Genomic DNA, 21784 nt, shown 5'->3' on the forward strand with positions numbered 1-21784 from the left:
GACCCGCGGTCCGATCATAAGGCGCCGGTAAGGGCTCTGCTGCCGATCAGTGCTGGCAGCATTCCACACATTCGATGGTGAACCCGGCGCGCGAGATCGCAGGGACGAGGCGCTCCAGATACCATGTAAAGTCAACGAACCTCGGCACGGTCTGGATGTCGCGCGTGTTGATGGTGAGGCAGATCATCAGGAGCTCTTCCCTGGCATCGAGGAGGAATTCTCCACCGGCGCCTGTCTCCTCGTGTATCAACGAGACCCCGACGAGCTCACCCCTCTCCTCCTTGACCTTGATCGCAGCGAGGACATCCGGCCATCGATCGAGATCGGCCCACTGCCAGTCAAAATCCCCTCGATCCCCCACTGGCAAATAACTGATGTGTCCATCATCATCGTAGGACCACCCCGCTTCGAGCAGGGCGCACAACACACGATAAACATTGGACCTGAGGCCCGGAATACGAAGATCGATCGAAACAGAGCGCCCCATTCAAACCTCGACCCGTCAGTCAACGCGACCGCTTCGCTCCTTGCTTCCCATGGGAACATGCGTCTCCGGAGGTACCCGGCCCCGATGACGTCGTGAGCCAGGCTCATCACCACGCCCAGTCCATCATCCTAACACCAGACAGGGCGCGGCGCGCAGGTCCAGCGCGGTCGCTGCTGGCCGAGCCCGACCGCGGCCTCTCGTCATCGATGGATACGCCTCACGGTCCAGGCGAACGCGCGCCGTGTGTTCCTCACCATCCAGAAGGAGCCTGGATCTCCTCGTCGCCGGCGCCGTGGTCCGTGAAGACCTCTGCTGCGCGCCCGTATCGAGAGCCCCGCCCGCGCTCGCGCCCGGGGCTGCGGCAGCCGCAGGCCCGACGTCGCGGCACGGCCTTGCTCAACCCACCATCACGCGAAGCGTCAAGTCGTCCCGGTCACATCTCGACGACATCGTGCGCGCGCCACGTCATCTCTTGGCGAGGAGTGCATTTTTTCGACTAGAATAGAGGGTCCCTTTCCGGGAGAGCCCATGCGCGGCGCGCCGCTTGCTGTATCCATCCTCCTCGCCGCTGCGATCGCCGCGTGCGAGCAGACCGCCCCCCCCTCCGAGGCACCGCGCGATCAGGCCGCCACCCTGTCCGCTGCCGCGGTGGTGACCCCGGTGATCGCGACCGTCACCTGGCCGCCGGCCGCCTCGGTCGACCGGGGCGCGCTCGCGGCGCTGCCCAGGACGGCGGCCCACGCCGCGCGGACCTCGCAGGTGCCCGTGCTCGTGCCGTCCCGCCGCGAGCTGCTCGCGGCGCCGGTCATCGTGGCCAAGGATCACTGGACGTCGTTCTGGGCAAGGACGGAGTCGCTCACGGTGTCACTCACGATGACCCGGCTCTCCCACAAATATCCAAGCATTCCACCGCTCCGTGGCGCTCACTCGGTGCGCGGCGAGCCGGCGTTCGTCACGGCGAACGAGGGCATCTGGAGCGTCTCCTGGAACGAGAACGGCGTCTCGTACGCCCTCGACGTCGAGTGCGCCTCGCCGGAGGCGCCGGCCTGTGCCTCGGACGCGCTCGTCCGCGAGCTCGCCGCGGAGCTCGTGTACGTGGGCGGCGCCGGCGTGAAGGTGACGGGGAACGCACCATGAGCGCGCCGCGCCGCCCTCGCCGCCCCCACCCCGCCGCCGTGGCCGCGCTCGTCACGACCGCCGCGCTCGCGCTGCTGCCGCGCGCGGCTGCGGCCGATCCGTTCTCGTACCACCCTGCCGGGGAGCTCGTCCCGGGTTCGGGCGAGGGGCGCGCCGACGACGTCGTGTACGCGCCCTCGATGCGCTTTCCCCTCGAGGAGGGCCCCGCGTTCGCCAACTCCCAGGTGTACAGCAAAGGCGGGAGCGCGGGCCCGCCCGGCGGCCAGTGCGACGCGGACAACTACGCCTATCCGTGGCGTGACAACTTCTGTGAGTCGCGGTCGTGGGACATGCCGCTCTGCCCCTCCGGGGCGGGCCACCAGGGGCAGGACGTCCGGCCGCCGACGTGCGAGGCGGGGAAGTACTGGGTGGTCGCGGTCGCGGACGGCACCATCACGAGCATCGGCAGCTACTCGGTGTACCTCACCGGCGACGACGGGACCCGCTACGACTATCTTCACATGTCCAATGTCCAGGTCTCGCCGGGACAGGCCGTGTCGCGGGGAGAGCGCATCGGGCGGGTGTCCAACGTCTTCGGCGACACGCCGACGACGATTCACCTGCACTTCAACGTGCGGCAGTCCGTGAGCGGCGTCGGCTTGGTCTACGTGCCGCCCTACACGTCGCTCGTGGCCTCGTACCGGGCGCTCCTCAACGAGCCGCCCGGGGGAGCGCTGGAGTCCGCGGGCTGCGCCGGCATCAGCGGCTGGGTCCGCGACCCCGACGCCGAGGGCGCGCCCGACAGCGCGCGGCTCTACTTCGACGGCGCGGCGATGGACGCCGGCGCGGTGGGCTACACGCTCCCCGCGGACCGGCACCGGGACGATCTCTGCGCGTCGCTCGGCTCGTGCGCGCACGGCTTCGCGGCGCGAATGCCGCTCAGCCTGCTCGGGGGCGAGCACGCGGTCCGCGCCTACGGCGTCGACGCGCTGACCGGCGAGGAGATCGAGCTCGAGGGGAGCCCGAAGGCGCTCTCGTGCCCGCTCGAGCTGCCGGACGGCGTGCGGCGGCCGATCGGCGACGTCGAGGCGCTCGACTCGTGGGGGTTCTCGCGGTTCTGGGACGTCGCCACCGCGCCCGACGCGATGCTCGAGGCGCTGCCCGAGGGAGGCGCGTTCCCGGGGTCGCCGCTGCTCGTCCGCGGCGACGACGGCGCGACCTCCGTGTGGCTTGTCGACGGCGCCGCGCGGCGGGCCGTGCCGGACGCCGAGGCCGCCGCCGCGTGGAGGCTCGATCCGGACGAGGCCGTCGTGTGGCCGGTCGCGCGGCTCGCCGCGCTGCCGCTCGGGCCGGCGCTGCCGCCGCGCCCGTTCCTGGCGCAGGGCTCCGGGCCGGCGCTCTACGTCATCGACACGCCCCCGCCGCGCGGCGAGGGCGGCGGCGCGGGCGCCGGCGGGGCCGGCGGCTCCGGCGGGATCGGCGGCGCCGGCGGCGCCGGGGGCGCGGCGGAGGACGAGCCCCACATGAACGGCGGCATCCACGGGCAGGTCCGCTGCGAGTGCGGGGCCGCCGGCGCGGGCAGCGCGGGCGGGGCAGCGGCGGGCTGGCAGCAGCTCGGGCTGCTCGCGGCGGCGGCGGCGCTCGTCGCGGCGCGGCGGCGCTCGGCCGAGCGGAGGCGGCACGTCGGCGACGCGTCGCCCGACCTCGTCAGCCCTCGTGGATCTTGATCCCGGCGGCGCGCGTCGCCGGACCTCGTCAGCCCTCGTGGATCTTGATTCCGGGGATGGTCCGCAGCGGGCTCGCGTCCTCGACCCGCGAGCCCTCGAGGTAGACGTTCTTCAGGCTCTTGAGCCCCTGGAGCGGCGACACGTCGCTCACCCGCGTCCGCTTCATCTGGAGCATCTCGAGCTTCTTCAGGCCGGCGAGCGGGCTCAGATCCGTCACCTCGGTCTCGTCGAGCTGGAGCTCGGTCAGGTTGGTGAGCCCGGCGAGCGGCGAGAGGTCGCTGACGGGCGTGCGGCCGATGTCGAGCCGGTCGAGCTTGACGAGGCCGGCGAGCGGCGAGAGGTCCTTGACCAGGGTGGCCGACACGCGCAGCGACTCGAGCCGGAGCAGGCCCTTGATCGGGCGGAGATCGTCGATCTTGCCGGGCGGCAGGTAGAGGCCTTTGACGCCCGTGAGCTCGGAGAAGATGCACGGATCGAGCTCGTCGAGCCCCTGGGCGTCGGACAGGTTCATCGTCTTGATGTTCTTGAGCTCGGCGCGCTTGATCGGCCCCTCGGGCTTCTGGAGCTGCTGCCGCACCCGGGCCTCGAGCGCAGGGTGAGAGAACGTCACCGGGTCGCTCTTGCTGGTGCACACGACCTCTTGCCGCTTCGGCGGCGCGCTGGCCACGGCCGCAGGGCTCGCCGCGGGGGGCGCGGACGCAGGCGCCTGCGCGGCGGGCGCCGCCGAGGCCGCCGGAGCGGCGGGCTTCGCAGGCTCGTCGCACCCCGCGAGGACCATGAGAGAGAAGGCAAGGCCAAGGGACGCAACCACCAGAGGACGATTCATTGCGTCGATGATACACGAGACCGCGAAAGAAAACCCCCGTCGCAAAGGACGCTCCTGGATCGGCTCGCGCGCGTCAGACAGGTCTTCACCGAGGCGGCCGACGCCGCAGCCGCGCTCCCGGCGGAGATCGAGGGAGCATGGTTCGATTCCGAGCGTTAATCTCCGATCTGGACGGAGTCTTCGTCGACACGGAGGCGAGGCGCGCTAGAGGGGCAAGAGCAGCAGCCCCTGCCGGGAGTCGAGCTGCTCCGAGAACCACTCCCGGTGACGCCGCTCCACCGCGAGCGACTGGCGCAGGACGTCGCGCGCGCGGTCGGAGAGGCCCTCTCGGGACGCGAGCATCCGCTCGTAGACAGCGCAGCTATCTTCCTCGTAATGCCTCATCGCCTCCAGGATCGCGCGGTCTCCGACGATCCCGTGGGTCAGCGCTCTGCTCTTCAGCTTGGGTCGGACGGCGGTGTCCAGGGGGGGTTCGCCGAGCTCGTGGGCGATGGCGGCGAGCTCTTCGAGGTGGCGTTCGTGGTCTTTCAGGAAGCTCGCGAGCCGGCTCTTGTCGCCTGGGCGGCTCATCCGCGCGAGCGCCGCTGCGAGCGCGTCCACCGCGGACCAATTGAGCTCGATCAGTTCAGCCAAAGACCCGATGAAGGCGGCCTCGCCGCCGATCACGGACGCCATGGAATATCGCTCCTCTCACCGCGGAAGCTCGACCGCCCGCGAAGAGAGAGGTGGGCGGATGCTTCTCCAGGTCTTCGACGCTCGCAAGCCCGGTGCCGGAGCCCGCCTGTGCAGCGGCGATGCATCGCGGCGCGCGCGTCGTCCAGGAACCTCGCGGCTTTCCGCGCTCGTCATCTTCCCCGCGCCGCCCGCGCCGCCCTCCGGAGCCCGCGCGCGAGGTGCGATGCGAAGGCCCGACCCAGATCCGGGCTGCGGCCGTGCGGCGGCGGCCTGATCGGGAGGGGGCCGTGAGACGCCGCGGGCGCAGGAGGGCCGCTCGCGCCGGGCGAGGCGGCGATGTCCGGCTCGTCCGGGACATGAGCGGGCCTGCGCTCCGGAGAGCGGAGGTCCCGTCGTCGAGGTCAGGAGAGGAGATCGGTGGAAGAGAGGGCGCGCGGGCCGCGCTGCGCAGCGAGCCCGCTACTTCTTGCCGAAGAGGCCGCCGAGCGAGCCGGCGAGGCTGCCGACGTCCAGGTTGGCGATGGCGGGGGCCGCCGCCCCGAGCGCGGTGTCGACGTGGGCGGCGAGGGGCGCGGGGAGCTTCTCCTTCAGGAAATTGACCACCGTCTCCACGGCCACACGGGCCTTGTCCTCCGAGATGCCGACCTTCTCTGCGACCTGTCGTACCAGCTCATCCATGGCTTCGACGCTCGTCCTTTCTGCGCAAACCGCGCTCGCGGGAGAGCATCCACGCGTCGATCATCGCCGGCAAGGGAATTCTCCTGTCCTCCTGGCAATTCAACTCTCGTCTTCACCTGGCGTCTCTGGCGCGTCTCTGGCCGATCGACTCCGCCGCCGGACGTGCCTATGTCTCGCGCTCGAGCGCGCGCACGACGAGAGGCGCCACCGAGCGCAGGGCGCCGGGCGTGTCGGCGAGCTGCTGGCTGCCGGGGTGCGAGTCGGTGCCGAGCAGCGTCGTGAACACGCCCGCCTTCCTGATCTTCTCGAGCGAGTCGCCCGGCAGGACGAGGTGGCTGGTGACGGCGTGGACCTTCGAGGCCCCGGCGGCGAGGTAGGCGCGCCCCGCCTGGACGAGCGACGAGCCGGTGCGGACCATGTCGTCGTAAATGACGACCTCGCGGCCGGAGACATCGGCGTTGATGCCGGTCACGCTGACGCCGTCCCCGCGCCGCTCCTTGTAGACGAACGCCGGGTCGACGCCGAGGGTGCGGGCGAGGCTCTGCACCCACTTGGCCCGGCCGGCGTCCGTGGCGGCGAGCACGTACGGCCGGTCGCCCATCAGCTCGCGGACCGCCTGCGTGATGAGCGGCGCGCCGTAGAGGTGGCGCGTCACGTGCGAGTCGCTGAAATAGAACTCGATACCGTCGGTGTGCAGATCGAAGAGGAAGATGCGCGTGCCCGCGTCGCACGTGGGGATCGCCGAGATGAGCCGCGCCCGCGTCTTCGCGGTCACCACCTCGCCCGGCTTCACCGCCCGTTCCATGGTGGCGTAGCCGAAATACGGCATCACGATCGAGAGCGACCGGGCGCCGGCGCGCGAGATGGCGCAGCCGAGGTCGTAGATCTCGAGCCAGTCGAGGTCCTGGGGAGCGCCGCCGAGCAGGACGACATCGCGCCCCCAGCAGTCGACCGCGACGCGCAGGTAGCGCTCGCCGTCCGGGAAGCTCTTGCGCTCGACGAGGCCTGGCTCGAAGTCGCCGGCGGCGAGGAAAGCAGGCTCCATGTACGCGTACGAGCGGATCGTGATCAGCAGACGGCGCTGGCTCATCGCGCACCTCGGCGGGACGGCCGCGCCGGGGGCCCCTTGCGACCGCCTCCGGGCTTCGCGGCCCTCGCGAACGGCGCGCCCTTCGCGGCCCTCGCGGCCTGCGCACCCTTCATGGCCGGCGCGCCCTTCATGGCCGGCGCGCCCTTCGCGGCCGGCGCGCCCGGCGCGCCCACGCTGGCGAGGACGCTCTTCAGATGGGACTCCGTGCCTGGCTCGCTCGGAAAATCGACGGGATCGGGGAGGTCTTTCATCTGCACGACGTCGCATCCTGCTTCACGCGCGGCCTCGTGCAAATGGCGCCGGAACCTGGCGCGCGCGATGCCCCGGTGGTTGGTGCAGGCGAGCAGCCTCCCGCCCGGGGCGAGCAGGCGGAAGGCGAGCGCGGCGAGCGCGCCGAAATCGCTCGCGGCGCTGAAGCGGCTCTTCTTCGTGGTCGCGAAGCTCGGCGGATCGAGCACGATGAGATCGAAGCGCTGGCCGGCCTGGGCCGCGGCCTTCAGCCACGGGAACACGTCGGCCTCGACCACCACGTGCGCCGCCGGATCCGCGCCGAGCGCGTCGAGGTTGTCGCGCGCCCACGCGATCGCGCCCCGGGACACGTCGACCGTGACGCTCTCGCGCGCGCCGCCCGCCACGGCCGCCACGGTGAACGCGCCCGTGTAGGCGAACAGGTTCAGCACCCGCGCGCCCCGGGCGAGCTCGCGCACCCGCCGCCGGTTCTCGCGCTGGTCGAGGAAGATGCCGGTCGAGAGCCCGTCGCCGAGCCGCACCTTGAACGGCAGGCCGTGCTCGAGCACGGTGAGCTCCTCGGGGGCGCTCTCGCCCCGGACGGCGTGCCGCGGCGCGAACTCCTCGCGGCGCGCGTCGACGATGACGCTCGCGTGCTTCGGGCGCACCTTGACGTAGACGCCCTTCGCCCCGAGCCGGTGGGCCGCGTCGAGCACGACGTCCCGCGGCGGCGCGCCCGGCTCGCCCTCGTCGCCGCCGAACAGCGACACAACGAGGTGCTCGCCGTAGAGGTCGACCGAGACGGAGGGCAGGCCGTCGCCCGCGCCGTGGACGAGCCGGAGCGCCGTGGTGTCGCCTGCGCGCGCGACGCCGTAGCGTCGCTCGGCGGCCTCGCGCATGGCGCGCTCGACGGCCTCGACGCCCCCCGCGTACGGGTGGGCCGGCGCGGCCGCGAGCCACGCCTCGAAGGCCGCCGGCGGCGGCGAGCGGTAGGTCGCGGCGGCGCCCGTGGACGGGTGGTCGAGGCGGAGCTCGGCCGCGTGCAGGAGAAGGCGCGGGGCCGGGGCGCCGCCGTAGAGCGGATCGCCGACGATCGGCAGGCCGATCGCGGCGAGCTGCACCCGGAGCTGGTGGGTGCGGCCGGTCTCGGGCCGGAGCTCGAGCAGGGCGCGGTCGCCGCGGCGCTCGAGGAGCCGGTAGCGGGTGATCGCCAGCGCGCCGCCCCCGCCCCGATCCTCTCGCCCCCCGCCCGCCTCGGCGATCGCGCGCATCGCGCCGCCCGGCGCCGGGACGAGCCGGTGCCGCAGGGTGCCGCGCGGCGCGCGGTCGCCGAAGCCCGAGACGGCGGCGACGTACGTCTTCTGTACCGTGCGCCCCTCGAACTGCCGCGCGACGGCGGCGTTCGCCTCCCGCCGGCGCGTGAACAGGAGCACCCCCGAGGTGTCGCGATCGAGCCGCTGGTGAATCCCGAGGTAGTCGTCGGCCGCGCCCCGGCCGCGCAGGAAGGCGCGGAGGCGCGTCACCACGTCGTCGATCCGGTCCGCCTCCGGCGCGTGCGTCGACATGCCAGCGGGCTTGTCGACCACGATGAGGTCCTCGTCCTCGGCGAGGATCCACTCCGGATGGAAGTCGGGGAAGAGCTCCGAGAGGGCCAGTCGCGGGATCATCAGTTCTGCTTGACGTCGGTGCCGGGCGGCGCGGTGAACCGGAACTCCGCGGGATCGATCGACGCGGGCTGCGACGCGTTCTCGAAGTCGAACCGGTTCCGGTTGCCCTGCGCGTCGACGATGAGGACGCGCCGGATGACGCCCGGGTCCTTCTTCGCGAGGAGCGCCCTGTCGATATAGAACATCACGAACTCGTAGTGGGGAGTCGGCGCCCGCGGCTTCCCCACGAGCACGGGGCCGCCCTCGAAGTTCGCCTTCTCGTTGAAGGTGAACGTGAACGACGGGCGGAGCCCGTGGCCCATGAGGAACGAGAGCGCGCCCGGATACTCCGAGTTCTGCACCGGCGTGACGAACATCTGCCGGTCCTCGGCGACGTAGACCTTGAGCGACACGCCGTCGGACACGATGCGGTTCTGGTTCGGCGGATCGTAGCGAAACGAGATCTTGTTCGGCTTCTCGACCGACACGACGCCGCTCTGCTTCTTGACGGCGCCGGAGATCTTCTGGGTGTGCTCCTGCTTGAAGCGCGCGAGGTACGTCTTCTTGCCCACGAAGATCGTGTCGACCTCCGCCGCCACCGCCTCCGCGGATCCCGCCTCGGCGGGCGGCACCGCGGGCGGCGCGCCCGCGCCGGGCGCGGAGGACGCCGCCGGCGTCTCGGCGGGCCCGCCGCCCGCGTCCGCCGCCGCCACGGCGCCTGCGTCCGTCGGCTCCGCCGCGCCGCCGGCGTCCCTCGGCGGCCGCTGGCCCGCGTCTCCCGCCGGCGCGCCCGCGTCATCCGGCGCCGCCGCGTCCGTCGCCACGGCCAGCGCGCCCGCGTCATCCGGCGCCGCGGCGGCGCTCGCCGGCGGCGCGGCGGGCTGCGCGGCGGAGGAGAGCGGCGGGTCCGAGGCCGGCGCGGCGGGGGTGGGCGACGCGTCGGGCGCCGCGCCCACGGGCGCTGGCGGCGCGTCGCACGCGGCCGCGACCAGGGCAGCGGGCAGGACGAGGGCGGCGAGACGGAGGCGGATCATGAAGAGCTCGCTTTCAAGGGAGTGTGCGTCGCGTGTTCTAGGACAGGTAGGGCCGAGGTGGTAGCGCCGACTCCACCGCCGCGAGCGCGGCGAGCGCCGCTGACACGGCGAACGCCGCGACGCCGCCGTCGATCACGCGCTCGCGCGCTCTCGCCTCGTCGCCGGCGCGCTCTCGCCTCGTCGCCGGCGCGCTCTCGCCTCGTCGCCGGCGCGCTCTCGCCTCGTCGCCAGGGCGCCCTCGACCGCCGGCGCTCGAGAAACGTCCCCCCCGGAGACGAAGCGCAGCGCGCCGATCCCGTGCGAGCGCGGCGCGACGCGCCGGGTGACGGGTTCGCCGCGGACATCCCGGGCGAGACCATGTCTTGACCCCTATTTCCACGTAGCCCAAACTCTCCGGCCGCATGCGCGTGGGCACTCCCTCCCTGATCGATGCGTCGTCGCTCATCCTGATCCTCGACGTGTCGCGCAAGCTCGCGGCGCCGTGCGATCTCACGGAGCTCCTCGAGCTCATCATCAAGACGGGGCGGGAGGTGATCGGCGCGGACCGCGGCAGCGTCTTCCTCTACGACGCGGAGGCCAAGGAGCTTTACTCGCGTGTCGCCACGGGCGAGGCGCAGATCCGCGTCAGCATCGACAAGGGCATCGCCGGCGAGTGCGCGCGCCGCCGCCAGACCATCGTCGTCGACGATTGCTATGCCGACCCGCGGTTCAACCCCGAGATCGACCGCCGGACGGGATATCACACGAAATCCCTGATCACGGTGCCGCTCATCGGGCTCGACGACAAGCTCGTCGGCGTCCTCCAGATGCTGAATTCGGCGGTGGGCCACTTCGGCCCCGACGAGCGCGACGTCGCCGAGCTGCTCGCGGCGCAGGCGGCCGTCGCCGTCCAGCGCACGCTCCTGCTCGAGGAGCGCATGATCAAGATCAAGCTCGAGCACGACCTCACCATCGCGCGCGACATCCAGCAGAACATCCTGCTGCGGCGGCTCCCGCGCTGCCCCGGATACTCGCTGTCGGCGTTCAGCAAGCCGGCCGACGACACCGGCGGCGACATCTACGACGTCATCCGGCTCGACGAGCGCTCCGACGCGTCGCCGATCCTCCTCCTGCTCGCCGACGCGGCCGGCCACGGCATCGGCCCCGCGCTCAGCGTCACCCAGTTCCGCGCCATGCTCCGCATCGGCCTCCGCCTCTCGGCCGACATGGACGCGCTGATGCACCACATCAACCAGCAGCTCATCGAGGACCTGCCGAACGACCGCTTCATCACCGCGTTCCTCGGCATCCTCGACCCGACCACGCACCAGCTCCGCTACCACGCGGCCGGGCAGGGGCCGCTGCTGCACTACCGGGCGGCCGAGGGCCAGGTCGTGTGGCGCGATCCGTCGACCGTCCCGCTCGGCATGTTCAAGGACCTCGACCTGCCCCCGACGCCGCCCCTCGTGATGGCGCCGGGCGACCTCCTCGTGTTGCTCACCGACGGCTTCTACGAGTACCAGGACGCCGCCGGCCAGGTGTTCGGCAAGGAGCGCGTGGGCGATCTCATCCACCGCCTGCACGCGCGGCCCACCTCCGACATCCTCGGCGCCCTCCTCGCCGAGGTCCGCCGCTTCGCCGGCTCGGCCAAGCAGATAGACGATCTCACCGCCCTGCTCGTGAAGCGAGACGCGTAGAGCGCGCTCACCCGCTTCCCCTCCCCCCGTCCTTGCGCTAGCTAGGGCCGCGATGAGCGCTGTCGACCCTGTGAACTCCCCGTCCCCCTCCTCCTTCCCCGGCGATCCGCCGGTCGACCAGGCGCTCGCGCAGGCGCACAAGCTCTCGGCGAGCGAGTGGGAGCGCGCGCGCGAGCGGCTCGGGCGGCAGCCGACGTTCACCGAGCTCGGGGTGCTCAGCGTGATGTGGAGCGAGCACTGCTCGTACAAGAGCTCGCGCGTGCACCTCTCCCGGCTGCCCACGACCGGCCCGCGCGTCATCCAGGGCCCCGGCGAGAACGCCGGCGTGGTCGACATCGGCGACGGGTTCGCGGCCGTCTTCAAGATGGAGTCGCACAACCACCCGTCGTACATCGAGCCCTACCAGGGCGCCGCCACCGGCGTCGGCGGCATCCTGCGCGACGTCTTCACCATGGGCGCGCGCCCCATCGCCAACCTCGACTCGCTCCGCTTCGGCCGGCCCGACCACCCGCGCACGGCGCAGCTCCTCCGCGGCGTCGTCGCGGGCGTCGGCGGCTACGGCAACTGCATCGGCGTGCCGACCGTGGGCGGCGAGCTCGTCTTCGACCGCGCCTACGACGGCAACATCCTCGTCAACGCCTTCACCTGCGGCGTCGTCCGCGCCGACCGCATCTTCTACGGGCGCGCGAGCGGCGTCGGCAACAACGTGCTCTACGTCGGCGCCAAGACGGGGCGCGACGGCATCCACGGCGCGACCATGGCCTCCGACGAGTTCTCCGAGGGCGGCCCGAGCCAGCGGCCGACCGTGCAGGTCGGCGACCCCTTCATGGAGAAGCTCCTGCTCGAGGCGTGCCTCGAGATCTTCGCGGAGGACCTGCTCGTCGGCGTCCAGGACATGGGCGCCGCCGGGCTCACCTCGTCGTCGGTCGAGATGGCGGGCCGGAGCGGCAGCGGCCTCGACCTGGACCTCGACCTCGTCCCGCGGCGCGCCGCCCGGCTCACGCCCTACGAGATGCTCCTCAGCGAGTCGCAGGAGCGCATGCTCCTCGTCGCGAAGCCCGGCTGCGAGGCGCGCGTCATCGAGATCTGCACGAAGTGGGAGCTCGACGCGGCGATCATCGGCAAGGTGACCGACACGGGCCGCTGGGTCGTGCGCGCCACGCCCGGCTACGACCCGCTCGGCGGCGCGGCGGCCGGGGTCGCCCGCAACCCGGTGGTCGTCTGCGATCTCCCGGTCGACTTCCTCACCGACGCGGCGCCGAAGTACGACCGCCCGCAGCGCGACGACGCCACGCTGCCGGCGCGCCGCGCGTTCGATCCGCGCGCCATCCCGGCGCCGCCCTCCTGGTCCGAGCTCTTCCTCGCGATGGCGGGCTCGCCCAACCTCGGCTCGCGCGCGTGGGTGTGGCGGCAGTACGACCAGATCGTGCGGGGCGGCACCGAGGTCCGGGCGGGCAGCGACGCCGCGGTGGTGCGCGTCCCGTGCGAGAAGGACGGCCAGCGGTTCGAGAAGCTGCTCGCGTTCTCGAGCGACTGCAACGGCCGCCTCTGCGAGCTCGACCCGTTCCAGGGCGCGGCGATGGCGGTGGCCGAGGCGTGCCGCAACGTCGTGTGCGCGGGCGCCGAGCCGATCGGCCTCACCGACTGCCTCAACTTCGGCAACCCCGAGCGGCCGGAGATCATGCGGCAGTTCGCGCTCGCGATCGACGGCATGGCCGCGGCGTGCCGCGCCCTCTCGGTGCCCGTCGTCAGCGGCAACGTGTCGCTCTACAACGAGACCGACGGCCGCGCGATCCTGCCGACCCCGACGGTCGCGGTGGTCGGGCTCGTCGCGGACGCGGGCGACGTGCTGCGGGCCTCGTTCCCGTCCGCCGGCCTCGCGGTGCTGCTCCTCGGCGACCCGCGCGGCGGCCCGCTCGGCGGCTCGGAGTACGTCGCGCGCCACACCGGCGAGGTGAAGGGCCCGAGCCCCGCCCTCGATCTCGACCGCGAGGCGCGGCTCCAGGGGCTCTGCCTCGAGCTCGCGCGCGCGCGGCCGCGGCTGCTCCAGAGCGCGCACGACGTCTCGGACGGCGGGCTCGCGATCGCGCTCGGCGAGTGCTGCGCCGCCGTCGACGACCCGGCCGCGATGGTGGGCGCCCGGGTGAAGCTGCCGGAGGGCGAGGAGCTCGCCGAGGCGCTGTTCGGCGAGGCGCCGAGCCGCATCGTGGTGAGCGTCCGGCCCGAGGACGCGCCCGAGGTCGCGCGCAGGGCGAAGGCCGCGGGCGTGCCGTGCGTCGAGCTCGGCGCGACCGGCGGCGACCGCCTCACCATCGAGGCGGCCGGCGGCGAGGTCATCGACGTCGCGCTCGGCGCGCTCCGCGACGCGCGCGACAGGTGCCTCGATCCGATCGTCGGGAGCTAGCCGCTCGTCCGAGCCAGCGGCCTGCCGCGTCAGGCGCTGCCCGTGCGACCGTCCGGGCGGCGCCCCACGCGCTATCGACGCCGTCCATATTGATTGCGCGGGGCACCTGGAGAAGGGAATCTGGTCTCCATGGCGCTCCGCAAGGCAGTCGTCCTCCTCGTCGAGGATAGCGAGATCGATCGCACCATTTACCGGCGCTATCTGAAGGACTGGGCCGACGTCGAGGTCAAGCTGATCGAGGCGACCACGGGGAAGGCCGCCCTCGAGGAGTGCGCGAAGAGCCCGCCCGATTGCATCATCCTCGATTACCGCCTCCCCGATATGGACGGCCTCGAGGTGCTCGAGAAGCTGAAGCGCATCACCGACGCCCCGGTGATCTTCATCACGGGCCAGCCGGCCCCGATGATGCTGACGCGGGCGCAGTCGCTCGGCATCGCGGGCTATCTCTGGAAAGAGGTGCTCGGCTCCTCGAGGCTCCGCGAGGCGATCCTGAGCGCGCTCAAGGTGTGCGCCCTCGCCGCCATCAGCCTGCGCGCCTGACGGGCCTCCACCGCGCGCCGTCCCCGCGCGCCCCGGCCGACCTCGCGCGCGCCCCGCGGCGCCGTCGCCTATACTCCCTGCATGAAGCGCTGGCTCCCGCTCGGGCTCATCGCCGTCGGTGTCGTCCTCGCCGTGGTGGCGCTGCTGTTCTCGCCCTCCGAGGAGGACCGGATCCGCGAGCGCCTCGCCCAGCTCGAGGACGCGGTGCGCATCGACGACGGCGAGCGGAACCCGCTGGTGCGCCACGGCCGCGTTCGCAAGGAGTTCTCCGAGATCTTCACGAAGGAGGCGAGCGCCCGCATCGTCGAGATCGACGACCGGCTCAGCGGCCGGGACGACCTCACGGCGGCCGCGACCCAGGCCGCCATCGTCTACCAGACCGCGGACGTGAGCTTCGGCGACACGGACATCCAGGTCGACCCCGCCGGCATGACCGCCGAGGTGACCGCCACCGCGACGGTCACGGGCGCGCGGCACGGACAGCCGGTCCGCCGCGACGAGCTGCCCGTGGCGCTCCGGATGGAGAAGGTCGAGGGCGACTGGAAGATCGTCTCCGCCACCGTCCACCCGCGGCGCGCGCCCGAGGGCGACGGCCTCTGACGCGCGCCGCGCGCGCCCCGAGGTCGACGCCCGCGGCCTCGCCCGGGCTCACGGCTCCGTGAGGGGCGCCTCGGCGAGCGTGAAGTAGAACGTCGTGCCCCCGCCCGGCGGCGACTCCGCCCAGATCCTCCCCTTGTGGCGCTCGACGATCCGCTGCGTGATGGCGAGCCCCGAGCCCGTCCCCTCGCCGTACTGCGCCGCGGTCGAGAGCCGCTCGAACATCGTGAAGAGCCGGTGCCGCTCGTCCGCGGGGATGCCCACCCCGTTGTCCCTGACGTGGAAGATCGTGGGGATGGATGTCTCGTCGAACCCCACCTCCACGCAGGGATCGGGGCTCACGTTGTATTTGATGCCGTTCGAGATGAGGTTCGCCAGCACCTCCCCGATCCGGATGCGATCGCAGAACACCCTGGGGAGCCTCCGCGGCGCGCGGATCACGGCGCCGCGCTGCCGGAGCGTGCCCGCGAGCCGCCGCTCGACGTCCGCGAGCACCTCGCCGAGATCGACCTCCCCGAAGGCGAAGTCCACCCGGCTGACGCGGGAGTATTCATAAAGAGAGTTGATCAACTCCATCGTGCTTCCGGCGAGGTCGCCGATGCGCCGCAGGTGGCCCTGCGACTCGGACGAGAGCGCCGCCCCGTCGTCCTCCATCACGAAGGTCGAGAACGACTTGATCCCGCGCAGCGGCTCCTTGAGGTCGTGCGCGACGATGTACCCGAACTGGTCCAGCTCGGCGTTGCTCCGCTCGGCGGCGGCGCGCGCGCTCCGCTCCCGGACGACCTGCCGCGTGAGATCGAGCTCGATGAGCGCGCGCCGGAGCAGCTCGACCGCCTCGATCTCGGCGGGCCTCCAGGCGACGGCGGTCAGCTCGACGATCTGCTTCCACAGGGCGAAGGAGCGCCGGGGGCCGAGCACCGTGCCCTCGGCCGAGCTCTCCACCGGCTTCTCGGGGTTGCCGCCCCAGCTCACGGTCTGGATCACCTCGGGCCGGAGCCAGACCACGTACCAGGGGTCCGGCTCGGGGATGGAGATGCACAGCACGCCGCTCGCCGCGTCCTTGATGCCGGCGAGGGCGGGCTCGATCCGCGCCAGGCTCTCGGTGTGGAACACCGGCTGATCCGCAACGTGGCGACGGATCCACGCGTGCAGGCGCCTGAGCTCCTCGGGCGCGGGCGAGAGCCCGAGCGCCGTCACCGCGTCTCCGTGGAAGAGGGCGACGCCCGACGCCTCCGCGAGCTTCATGAGCGCTCCGGCGCTCTCCGCGAGCCCGACCATGAGGTCCTCCTGCCGCGAGACAGTGGCCACCACCTCGTCGCTCAGGGCCTTGAGCTCCTGCTTTCGCCCCCTGTCCTCGAGCTTCTCCTTGGCCGCGAGCTGGATCGACAGGAACCTCCCGCAGAGCTCGCAGCCCTGCCGGATCTCGAACGACAGCGGCCTCGCAGAGCGATGGTGACAGGCGATGAGCCCCCAGAGGACGCCTTCGCGGATGAGCGAGACGCTCATCGAGGCGCCGACACCCATGTTCTTGAGGTACTGGATGTGCATCGGCGAGACGCTCCGCAGCACGGAGAAGCTCATGTCGATGGGCGCGTCCGGCTGGGGGACGATGTCCGAGGGCTGGTAGCCGACGTCCGGGATGATGCGGAGCCAGTTCCGGAGATAGAGCTCCCGCGCCTGCGGCGGGATATCGGAGGCCGGATAGCGCAGCCCGAGATAAGGCTCGATGTCCGCCTCCCTGGCCTCGGCGATGACCTCCCCGTTCCAGTCGCGATCGAACCTGTAGATCATCACCCGGTCGTACCCGGTCAGGCGCTTGATCTCCTCGGCCGTCACGTCGCAGGCCTCGAAGAGCCCGTCCGCCGACTGGATCCGCTCGATCGCCGCGTGGCTCACGCGGTACACGCTCGAGAGCGACACGTCGCCGGGCGAGGCGGCGGGCTCGAGCTCCACGATCAGCCGCTCCCCCGCCCGGTGCACGATCGCGTCGAGCCACGCGCCCGCGCCGCCGTCCCTGGGCCTCACCTTGAGGGGGTTCATCGCGGAGGGGTCCGGCGACCGGAGGACGGACTCGAGGTCTCCGCCCCCCGCCTGCGCGAGGAGCTCGGGGAGCGCGCGCCCGAGGAGCGCCTCCGGCCCGCTCCCCAGCAGGGCGCCGACGTTCAGGCTGACATGCCGGACGGCGAGATCGCCGGGAGAGAGGGCGAGCAGCGCGCCGTGCGGCTGGATCCTGCCGGGGATGTGGATGGGCTCGGCCGCGCAATTCGTGAGGTCGACGCGCTGCCCGCGCCCACCGCGATGCTCCTGCATCATCTCCGCTTCTCCGCTGGACCGCGCCCCGCGACGACGACCCAGGCGGCGACGAGGACGCGGCGGTTCGCTCGACCCGCTCGTCGTTAGTGGAACTCGCCGGCGAGGTCGAGCGGTTCGGCCCGGGCCCGCTCACCCCGCGCCCAGCGCTCCTCCGGCCGGGCCCGCTCAGCGGCAGGGAGCGCGGCCGCGCTCTCCCGCGCGCCGCCCGCGCGTCCAAAAAAGAAAGGCCGGTCGGGAGAGCCCGCCGGCCTGGGATCCGCTGCCGGACCCACCGGGGCCACACAGGAGCGCCGGCGGATGGGGGATCCTCCGGCGGTGCCCGTCAAGGCCCGCGGTCACGAGAGACAAGACAGAGAAGAGAGGAAAGCGATACGAAGCGTGATCAAGGAAGAAAGAAGCGGGAATCAGAAGAAGAAGAGAGAGAGAAAGAAAGAATCAGAAGCAGGAATCAAGCGAAGAGAAAAAAAACTAAAATCAAGAACGAAGAGGAAGAAAAGACGAAGCGGAAGGGTAAGACAATTCAAGAAGCCAGTCAAAGTGAAAGAGCAAGGCGAAGCGAAGCGTCAAGCGCAGACCGGAATCGCAAGAACAAGCTCAAGAGAAGCGACGGGACAAGCTGAAGCGATACATGAAGCAGAGTCGTTCGAGAGCCGAAGAAGAGATAAGAGAAGCTCGGACCAAGATCGACAAGCTGATCACGATAAGCCAACTCGCTCGGCGCGCGTCACGCGCACCTCAATCATCCTCCTTCATCGCCTCAAGGCGGCTGTCATCAGGTGAACCGAAGTCCTCGCCGGCGTCCGGCGTCAAGTCAATCAAGGAGCCCGATAGCAAGCACCGTGGCTTCCGGGCGGCGGCGGGGTAACGATCGCCCGGCAGTCGCTGCCGTCGATCACCTCGCTCGACGCCCCCCAGGGACGGCGGCATGCATTGCGAACGATGTGCCAGGGGGGCCGCTCCCGTCGAGTCCCCCTGAAACAGAACGGCGAACGGGAGCGACATCTGACGGATACATTGAGCAACGGGCGGGCCAACCGGCAATGCGCCGCGGGACCGGCCCCCGGGGGCCAGAAATGCAGCGAATTTGGCCGCCAGCGTCCGGTCTGCGTACGCTCGGAGTGCGGGCTCCGTAATACATTTCCGCAGGGACTGCTTCGATCCAGGGATGGGTGCAGATCCAGAACGCAAACCTCACCTGGACATGAACATGTCCACGCACCGAGGGCCAGGATGCCCATTGTCGCGCGGTGGGAGTGAAGAATTGCGCAATGGCGGGACGGCGCTGCGCGGCGCACCGCGGCACGCGGCAGACCGGCGCGCAGCGCGTCACGCAGCGGGGCGCGCAGCACGGCACGCGGCGCGCAGCGCGGAACGCAGCGCGACGCGCCGCAGGGTCGCGCGCGGCGCCCGACGTGCCGCGCGGCGCAGGCGCAGCGCACCGTGTGCGCGCTGCGCGCCGCGCTACCGGCAGCCGGCCTGGATCAGCGGCTCGACCACCCGGCCGACGTTCTCCTGGGGCGCGGAGAAGCGCTGGCCCTCGAGCTTCCTCAGCGCGCCCAGGAACCGCGGCCAGCTCCCGCCGCAGGTCGCGAGCAGCGCCCCGAGCTCCGGGGTGCCCGAGTTGTAGACGCGGAACTGCACGAGCGAGGCGTTGTTCAGCGGGCGGCGCGCCCCGATGTCGGCCCTGAGCCGGGCGAGCACCGCCTCCTTCTCCGCCCGCTTCTCGGCGTCGGGGGCCGGCGACTCGTACAGCCGGTTCAGGTGGATGTAGGCGTCGTGCAGCGCGCGCGCCCGCGCCTCGCCCCGCTCTTGCTCCCGCATGTAGGACGTCTTCTCCGCGGAGAAGGGGCCCACCCGCTCGTCCAGGTAGCGCTTGGCGAGCTCGTCCCCGACGAAGCTCGCGAGGCTCTCGTTCAGCCGCGTCTGACCCTTGATGTAGAGCGTCGCGTGCAGCGACTCGTGCAGCACCACGTTGGCGAGCTCGCCGAGCGCCTCGTCACCGCTCGAGATCATCGTGGACAGGACCGGATCCTCCAGCCAGCCGAGCGTCGAGTAGGCGCCCGCCGGGCGCACGTCCACGTCCCAGCCGGCCGCCTTGAGCGGCGCGGCGAACTCCCTGGCGTCCTCGAGCTCGAACCACCCCAGGTACGGGACCGTGCCGACGATGGGAAAGCTCCAGGTCTTCGAGCGGAACCGGAGCGGCTCGCACGCGCTCACCACCCAGACGGCCGCCGGGCGATCGAGCTCGACGTACGTCCGGTAATTGCCGGTCGGGGTGAGGCCGTGGCGCTCCCCGAAGCGCTTGATGTGCGGCACCTCGCGCAGCAGCGCGCGCGTCCGCCACGACCTCCGGGCGTCGAGGGAGGCGTCCTTCAGCGACTCGGTCCGCCACGCCATCGAGAGCTGCCCGAGGCTCGCCTGCGCGACGTAGCGCACCTCGGTGCACCCGGAGAGCAGGGCGCACAGCGCGAGCGCGAGGAGGACGGAGGCGGCCTCGCCCCCGCGCCCCCAAAGGCGGCCGCGCGGCGCGGACCACGAGCGCGCCGCGCCGCGGCGCGCGACGGCCGGTAGCCTTTCGCTCATGATCTAGCTGATAGCTGGCGGCGCGGGCTTCACAAGATCTTCCGCGCGCGAGCGCCGCGCGTCTCCCACGATCCGCCGCGCGCGAAGCGCGCGGCAGGCACGATCCGCCGCGCGCGAAGCGCGCGGCAGGCACGATCCGCCGCGCGCGAAGCGCGCGGCAGGCCGGACGTCGCGCCCGGCGGCTCAGGAGGGCGCGGACGCCCCCCACAGGCTGAACTGCGCGGCCGGGACGATCGGCGCGCGCTCCCGCGGAGAGGCCTCGTCCACGGCGTTCGGGGCCTCGCGCGCGAGCGGGTAATCGCGCGGCGCCCCGTTCGACAGCACCATCTGGATGAAGCTGAGGTGCCCGGTGCGGAACGCCGCGGCGGCGCAGGCGAGGTAGAACTCCCACTTCCTCATGAACGCCGGGTCGAACCCGGTGACCCGCGCGATCTTGTCGCGGTTCTCCAGGAAGTTCTTGCGCCAGCAGCGCGCCGTCAGGGCGGAGTGGCGCCGCAGGTTCTCCGCGTCGAGCACGTCGAGGCCCCGCGTCGCGGCGCGCGACGCCATCCCCCGGAGCGACGGAGGCCAGTAGCCGGGGAAGATGTGCGCTTGCAGGAACGGGTCGGCCCACGGCGACTCCTGCGCCCGGGTGACGCTCTCGAGCAGGCAGACGCCGCCCTCGGCGAGCAGCGCCTTCACCCGGTCGTAGAACACGTCGATCCGGCGCTCGCCGGCGTGGCACATCGAGCCGAGGGAGACGAGCCGATCCCACCGCGGCTCGGCCTCGAGCTCCTCGTGGCTCATCACGCGGACCTCGACCGGGAGCCGGCGCGCCGCCGCCTGCTCGCGGATGTACCTCGCCTGGTTCTCGCAGAGGGTGATCCCGAGGCACTGCACGCCGTACGCCTCGGCGGCGTGGAACATGAAGTGCCCCCACCCGCACCCGACATCGAGCAGCCGCTGCCCGCGCCGGAGCGCGAGCTTCCGCGCCACGAGGGCGATCTTGTGCGCCTGGGCGTCGTCGAGCGCCTCGCCTGGAACCCTGAAGTAACCGCACGAGGTCTGGAGCCGCCTGTCGAGGTACAGAGCGTAGAAGTCGTTGCCGAGCCCGTAATGGCGCTCGACCGCGCGCTGCTCGCGCCGCGCCGCGCCGGAGCGCCGCCCGATCCCGAGCGCGTCGAGCAAGCCCGCCGCGCCGCGCTCGAGCGGCGGCGGCGGGACGTGCGACAGGCGCGACAGGCGCGACAGGCGTGAGCCAACCGCTTGCGCCGAACGCACGGGCCCCGCCGACCGCGCGAGCTCGAACACGCCGGCGAGCGCGTCCTCGAGATCTCCCTCGAACGTCACCTCGCGACGGATGTACGCCTCGCCGAGGCCCAGCGTGCCCCGCAGCAGCGTGTCGCAGAGCGCCCGCCGCGTCCTGAACGTCATGGAGAGCGCGGGCGCGCCCGCGCCGAAGCGCAGGCGCTCGCCGCCCCAGAAGCGAACCTCGAACGGAGTCCCTTCATGGCGCTCGAGCAGGCGCGAAGCCGCTTCCTTGAAACGACGGGACAACAGCGGAATGTCGCCCTTCCTGACGATGAACATCAGACCCCCTCCGCGACCCCCCGGCCGCCCGACGAGCTGAACCGACCTGCGCTTTCCCGTCAAGCCACATGTCGTCTATTCAACATCACGACAACCAGCCTCGGAACGCCCACAACGGCCGGCGGACAACCAGAGCAGGCGATGTCGTCCTCGATCAGGATGAACGTAATCGACGACTGGGGGCCCGCATCCGAGGTGCCTTCGGGAAGATCCTGAGATTTCAAGCCACCTTCGGGAGTGTCCCGATAACGCTCTTGTGTCGGGGAGGTTTCATGTTTCGGACGACGTGGTGAGTCCGAGGAAGGAAGCCAGGAAGATGATTGGCGTTTGTTTCCATCTTCCTGTCTGCGTCACGTCTCCATCGTCGATCCGCCCGCGCGCGGCCTGGTCGCGGGCCCCTGCGATGCGCGCCGGCCCGCGACCACGCCCGGCGCTTCGCCTGGCCGGGCGGCGCGGCGCGCTCGACGAGATCGACGAGATCGGCCCTCACGCGCGCACCTCCGCCGCGCGCCTCGCCGGTGAGGCGCGCTCACGGTGCGCTCACGGCCCGCCGGCGTCGGCACACCGGAGCACATTCGCGCCGGACGCGCGACGC

The 21784-nt window shown here is 71.8% G+C and carries 17 protein-coding genes; 7 read left to right on the top strand and 10 right to left on the bottom strand.

Annotated features, from left to right (window positions below):
- Positions 1–46 precede the first annotated feature (46 nt).
- Positions 47–487: a hypothetical protein gene (locus WME96_RS34595; protein WP_437285852.1), complete on the bottom strand. Its 441-nt coding sequence runs from the start codon at positions 485–487 to the stop codon at positions 47–49.
- Between the two features lie 528 nt (positions 488–1015).
- On the opposite strand from WME96_RS34595, the gene WME96_RS34600 reads away from it, so the two are divergent.
- On the top strand, positions 1016–1624 hold the full coding sequence (locus WME96_RS34600) for a hypothetical protein (protein ID WP_437285853.1): 609 nt from the start codon (positions 1016–1018) through the stop codon (positions 1622–1624).
- Positions 1621–3330, top strand: coding sequence for a M23 family metallopeptidase (locus tag WME96_RS34605; protein ID WP_437285854.1), 1710 nt, complete (start codon positions 1621–1623; stop codon positions 3328–3330). The genes WME96_RS34600 and WME96_RS34605 overlap by 4 nt, the downstream gene beginning before the upstream one ends.
- Positions 3331–3358: 28 nt before the next feature.
- Here WME96_RS34605 and WME96_RS34610 read toward each other — a convergent pair whose 3' ends face one another.
- The 6 genes from WME96_RS34610 to WME96_RS34635 all read right to left on the bottom strand — a co-directional run bounded on the left by WME96_RS34610 (position 3359) and on the right by WME96_RS34635 (position 9507).
- Positions 3359–4156, bottom strand: coding sequence for a leucine-rich repeat domain-containing protein (locus tag WME96_RS34610; protein WP_437285855.1), 798 nt, complete (start codon positions 4154–4156; stop codon positions 3359–3361).
- A 204-nt stretch (positions 4157–4360) separates the two neighbouring features.
- Positions 4361–4831: a ferritin-like domain-containing protein gene (locus tag WME96_RS34615; protein WP_437285856.1), complete on the bottom strand. Its 471-nt coding sequence runs from the start codon at positions 4829–4831 to the stop codon at positions 4361–4363.
- Between the two features lie 459 nt (positions 4832–5290).
- Positions 5291–5509: a hypothetical protein gene (locus WME96_RS34620; RefSeq protein WP_272095485.1), complete on the bottom strand. Its 219-nt coding sequence runs from the start codon at positions 5507–5509 to the stop codon at positions 5291–5293.
- A gap of 166 nt (positions 5510–5675) precedes the next feature.
- A complete protein-coding gene (gene prs / locus WME96_RS34625) occupies positions 5676–6599 on the bottom strand; it encodes a ribose-phosphate diphosphokinase (protein ID WP_437285857.1) in 924 nt (307 codons plus the stop codon).
- Positions 6596–8494 carry a class I SAM-dependent methyltransferase gene (locus tag WME96_RS34630; RefSeq protein WP_437285858.1) on the bottom strand — a complete coding sequence of 633 codons (1899 nt, stop codon included), beginning with the start codon at positions 8492–8494 and terminating at the stop codon, positions 6596–6598. The genes prs and WME96_RS34630 overlap by 4 nt, the downstream gene beginning before the upstream one ends.
- Positions 8494–9507 (bottom strand): LolA family protein, encoded by a 1014-nt coding sequence (locus tag WME96_RS34635; RefSeq protein ID WP_437285859.1) that lies wholly within the window; start codon positions 9505–9507, stop codon positions 8494–8496. The genes WME96_RS34630 and WME96_RS34635 overlap by 1 nt, the downstream gene beginning before the upstream one ends.
- Before the next feature lie 401 nt (positions 9508–9908).
- Between WME96_RS34635 and WME96_RS34640 the strand changes: the two genes are divergently transcribed.
- From WME96_RS34640 to WME96_RS34655, 4 genes are all read left to right on the top strand, one after another.
- Positions 9909–11183, top strand: a complete 1275-nt coding sequence (locus tag WME96_RS34640; RefSeq protein ID WP_437285860.1) for a PP2C family protein-serine/threonine phosphatase — start codon at positions 9909–9911, stop codon at positions 11181–11183.
- 52 nt (positions 11184–11235) lie between these two features.
- The gene (purL, locus tag WME96_RS34645; protein ID WP_437285861.1) at positions 11236–13587 is read left to right on the top strand and encodes a phosphoribosylformylglycinamidine synthase subunit PurL; all 2352 of its coding nucleotides are present in this window, start codon (positions 11236–11238) and stop codon (positions 13585–13587) included.
- A 129-nt stretch (positions 13588–13716) separates the two neighbouring features.
- Positions 13717–14127, top strand: a complete 411-nt coding sequence (locus tag WME96_RS34650) for a response regulator (RefSeq protein WP_437285862.1) — start codon at positions 13717–13719, stop codon at positions 14125–14127.
- A gap of 81 nt (positions 14128–14208) precedes the next feature.
- On the top strand, positions 14209–14727 hold the full coding sequence (locus tag WME96_RS34655; RefSeq protein ID WP_061620829.1) for a nuclear transport factor 2 family protein: 519 nt from the start codon (positions 14209–14211) through the stop codon (positions 14725–14727).
- Between the two features lie 48 nt (positions 14728–14775).
- Here the strand turns inward: WME96_RS34655 and WME96_RS34660 are convergent, their stop codons facing one another.
- Positions 14776–17037 carry an ATP-binding protein gene (locus tag WME96_RS34660; RefSeq protein WP_437285863.1) on the bottom strand — a complete coding sequence of 754 codons (2262 nt, stop codon included), beginning with the start codon at positions 17035–17037 and terminating at the stop codon, positions 14776–14778.
- 378 nt (positions 17038–17415) lie between these two features.
- Between WME96_RS34660 and WME96_RS34665 the strand changes: the two genes are divergently transcribed.
- Positions 17416–17817, top strand: coding sequence for a hypothetical protein (locus WME96_RS34665; RefSeq protein ID WP_437285864.1), 402 nt, complete (start codon positions 17416–17418; stop codon positions 17815–17817).
- A gap of 681 nt (positions 17818–18498) precedes the next feature.
- Here the strand turns inward: WME96_RS34665 and WME96_RS34670 are convergent.
- Positions 18499–19620: an aminopeptidase gene (locus WME96_RS34670; RefSeq protein WP_437285865.1), complete on the bottom strand. Its 1122-nt coding sequence runs from the start codon at positions 19618–19620 to the stop codon at positions 18499–18501.
- Positions 19621–19803: 183 nt separating this feature from the next.
- The gene (locus WME96_RS34675; RefSeq protein WP_437285866.1) at positions 19804–21189 is read right to left on the bottom strand and encodes a class I SAM-dependent methyltransferase; all 1386 of its coding nucleotides are present in this window, start codon (positions 21187–21189) and stop codon (positions 19804–19806) included.
- Positions 21190–21784: the final 595 nt, after the last annotated feature.

Source organism: Sorangium sp. So ce406, from assembly GCF_051474675.1.
GTDB lineage: Bacteria > Myxococcota_A > Polyangia > Polyangiales > Polyangiaceae > Sorangium > Sorangium cellulosum_G.

Excerpts from the sequence above, each read along its gene's own strand:
- WME96_RS34615 (WP_437285856.1), bottom strand. The coding sequence starts at position 4,831 with ATGGCGTCCGTGATCGGCGGCGAGGCCGCCTTCATCGGGTCTTTGGCT.
- WME96_RS34600 (WP_437285853.1), top strand. The coding sequence starts at position 1,016 with ATGCGCGGCGCGCCGCTTGCTGTATCCATCCTCCTCGCCGCTGCGATC.
- WME96_RS34605 (WP_437285854.1), top strand. The coding sequence starts at position 1,621 with ATGAGCGCGCCGCGCCGCCCTCGCCGCCCCCACCCCGCCGCCGTGGCC.
- purL (WP_437285861.1), top strand. The coding sequence starts at position 11,236 with ATGAGCGCTGTCGACCCTGTGAACTCCCCGTCCCCCTCCTCCTTCCCC.
- WME96_RS34640 (WP_437285860.1), top strand. The coding sequence starts at position 9,909 with ATGCGCGTGGGCACTCCCTCCCTGATCGATGCGTCGTCGCTCATCCTG.
- WME96_RS34650 (WP_437285862.1), top strand. The coding sequence starts at position 13,717 with ATGGCGCTCCGCAAGGCAGTCGTCCTCCTCGTCGAGGATAGCGAGATC.
- WME96_RS34630 (WP_437285858.1), bottom strand. The coding sequence starts at position 8,494 with ATGATCCCGCGACTGGCCCTCTCGGAGCTCTTCCCCGACTTCCATCCG.
- WME96_RS34670 (WP_437285865.1), bottom strand. The coding sequence starts at position 19,620 with ATGAGCGAAAGGCTACCGGCCGTCGCGCGCCGCGGCGCGGCGCGCTCG.
- prs (WP_437285857.1), bottom strand. The coding sequence starts at position 6,599 with ATGAGCCAGCGCCGTCTGCTGATCACGATCCGCTCGTACGCGTACATG.
- WME96_RS34655 (WP_061620829.1), top strand. The coding sequence starts at position 14,209 with ATGAAGCGCTGGCTCCCGCTCGGGCTCATCGCCGTCGGTGTCGTCCTC.
- WME96_RS34620 (WP_272095485.1), bottom strand. The coding sequence starts at position 5,509 with ATGGATGAGCTGGTACGACAGGTCGCAGAGAAGGTCGGCATCTCGGAG.
- WME96_RS34635 (WP_437285859.1), bottom strand. The coding sequence starts at position 9,507 with ATGATCCGCCTCCGTCTCGCCGCCCTCGTCCTGCCCGCTGCCCTGGTC.
- WME96_RS34595 (WP_437285852.1), bottom strand. The coding sequence starts at position 487 with ATGGGGCGCTCTGTTTCGATCGATCTTCGTATTCCGGGCCTCAGGTCC.
- WME96_RS34610 (WP_437285855.1), bottom strand. The coding sequence starts at position 4,156 with ATGAATCGTCCTCTGGTGGTTGCGTCCCTTGGCCTTGCCTTCTCTCTC.
- WME96_RS34660 (WP_437285863.1), bottom strand. The coding sequence starts at position 17,037 with ATGATGCAGGAGCATCGCGGTGGGCGCGGGCAGCGCGTCGACCTCACG.
- WME96_RS34675 (WP_437285866.1), bottom strand. The coding sequence starts at position 21,189 with ATGTTCATCGTCAGGAAGGGCGACATTCCGCTGTTGTCCCGTCGTTTC.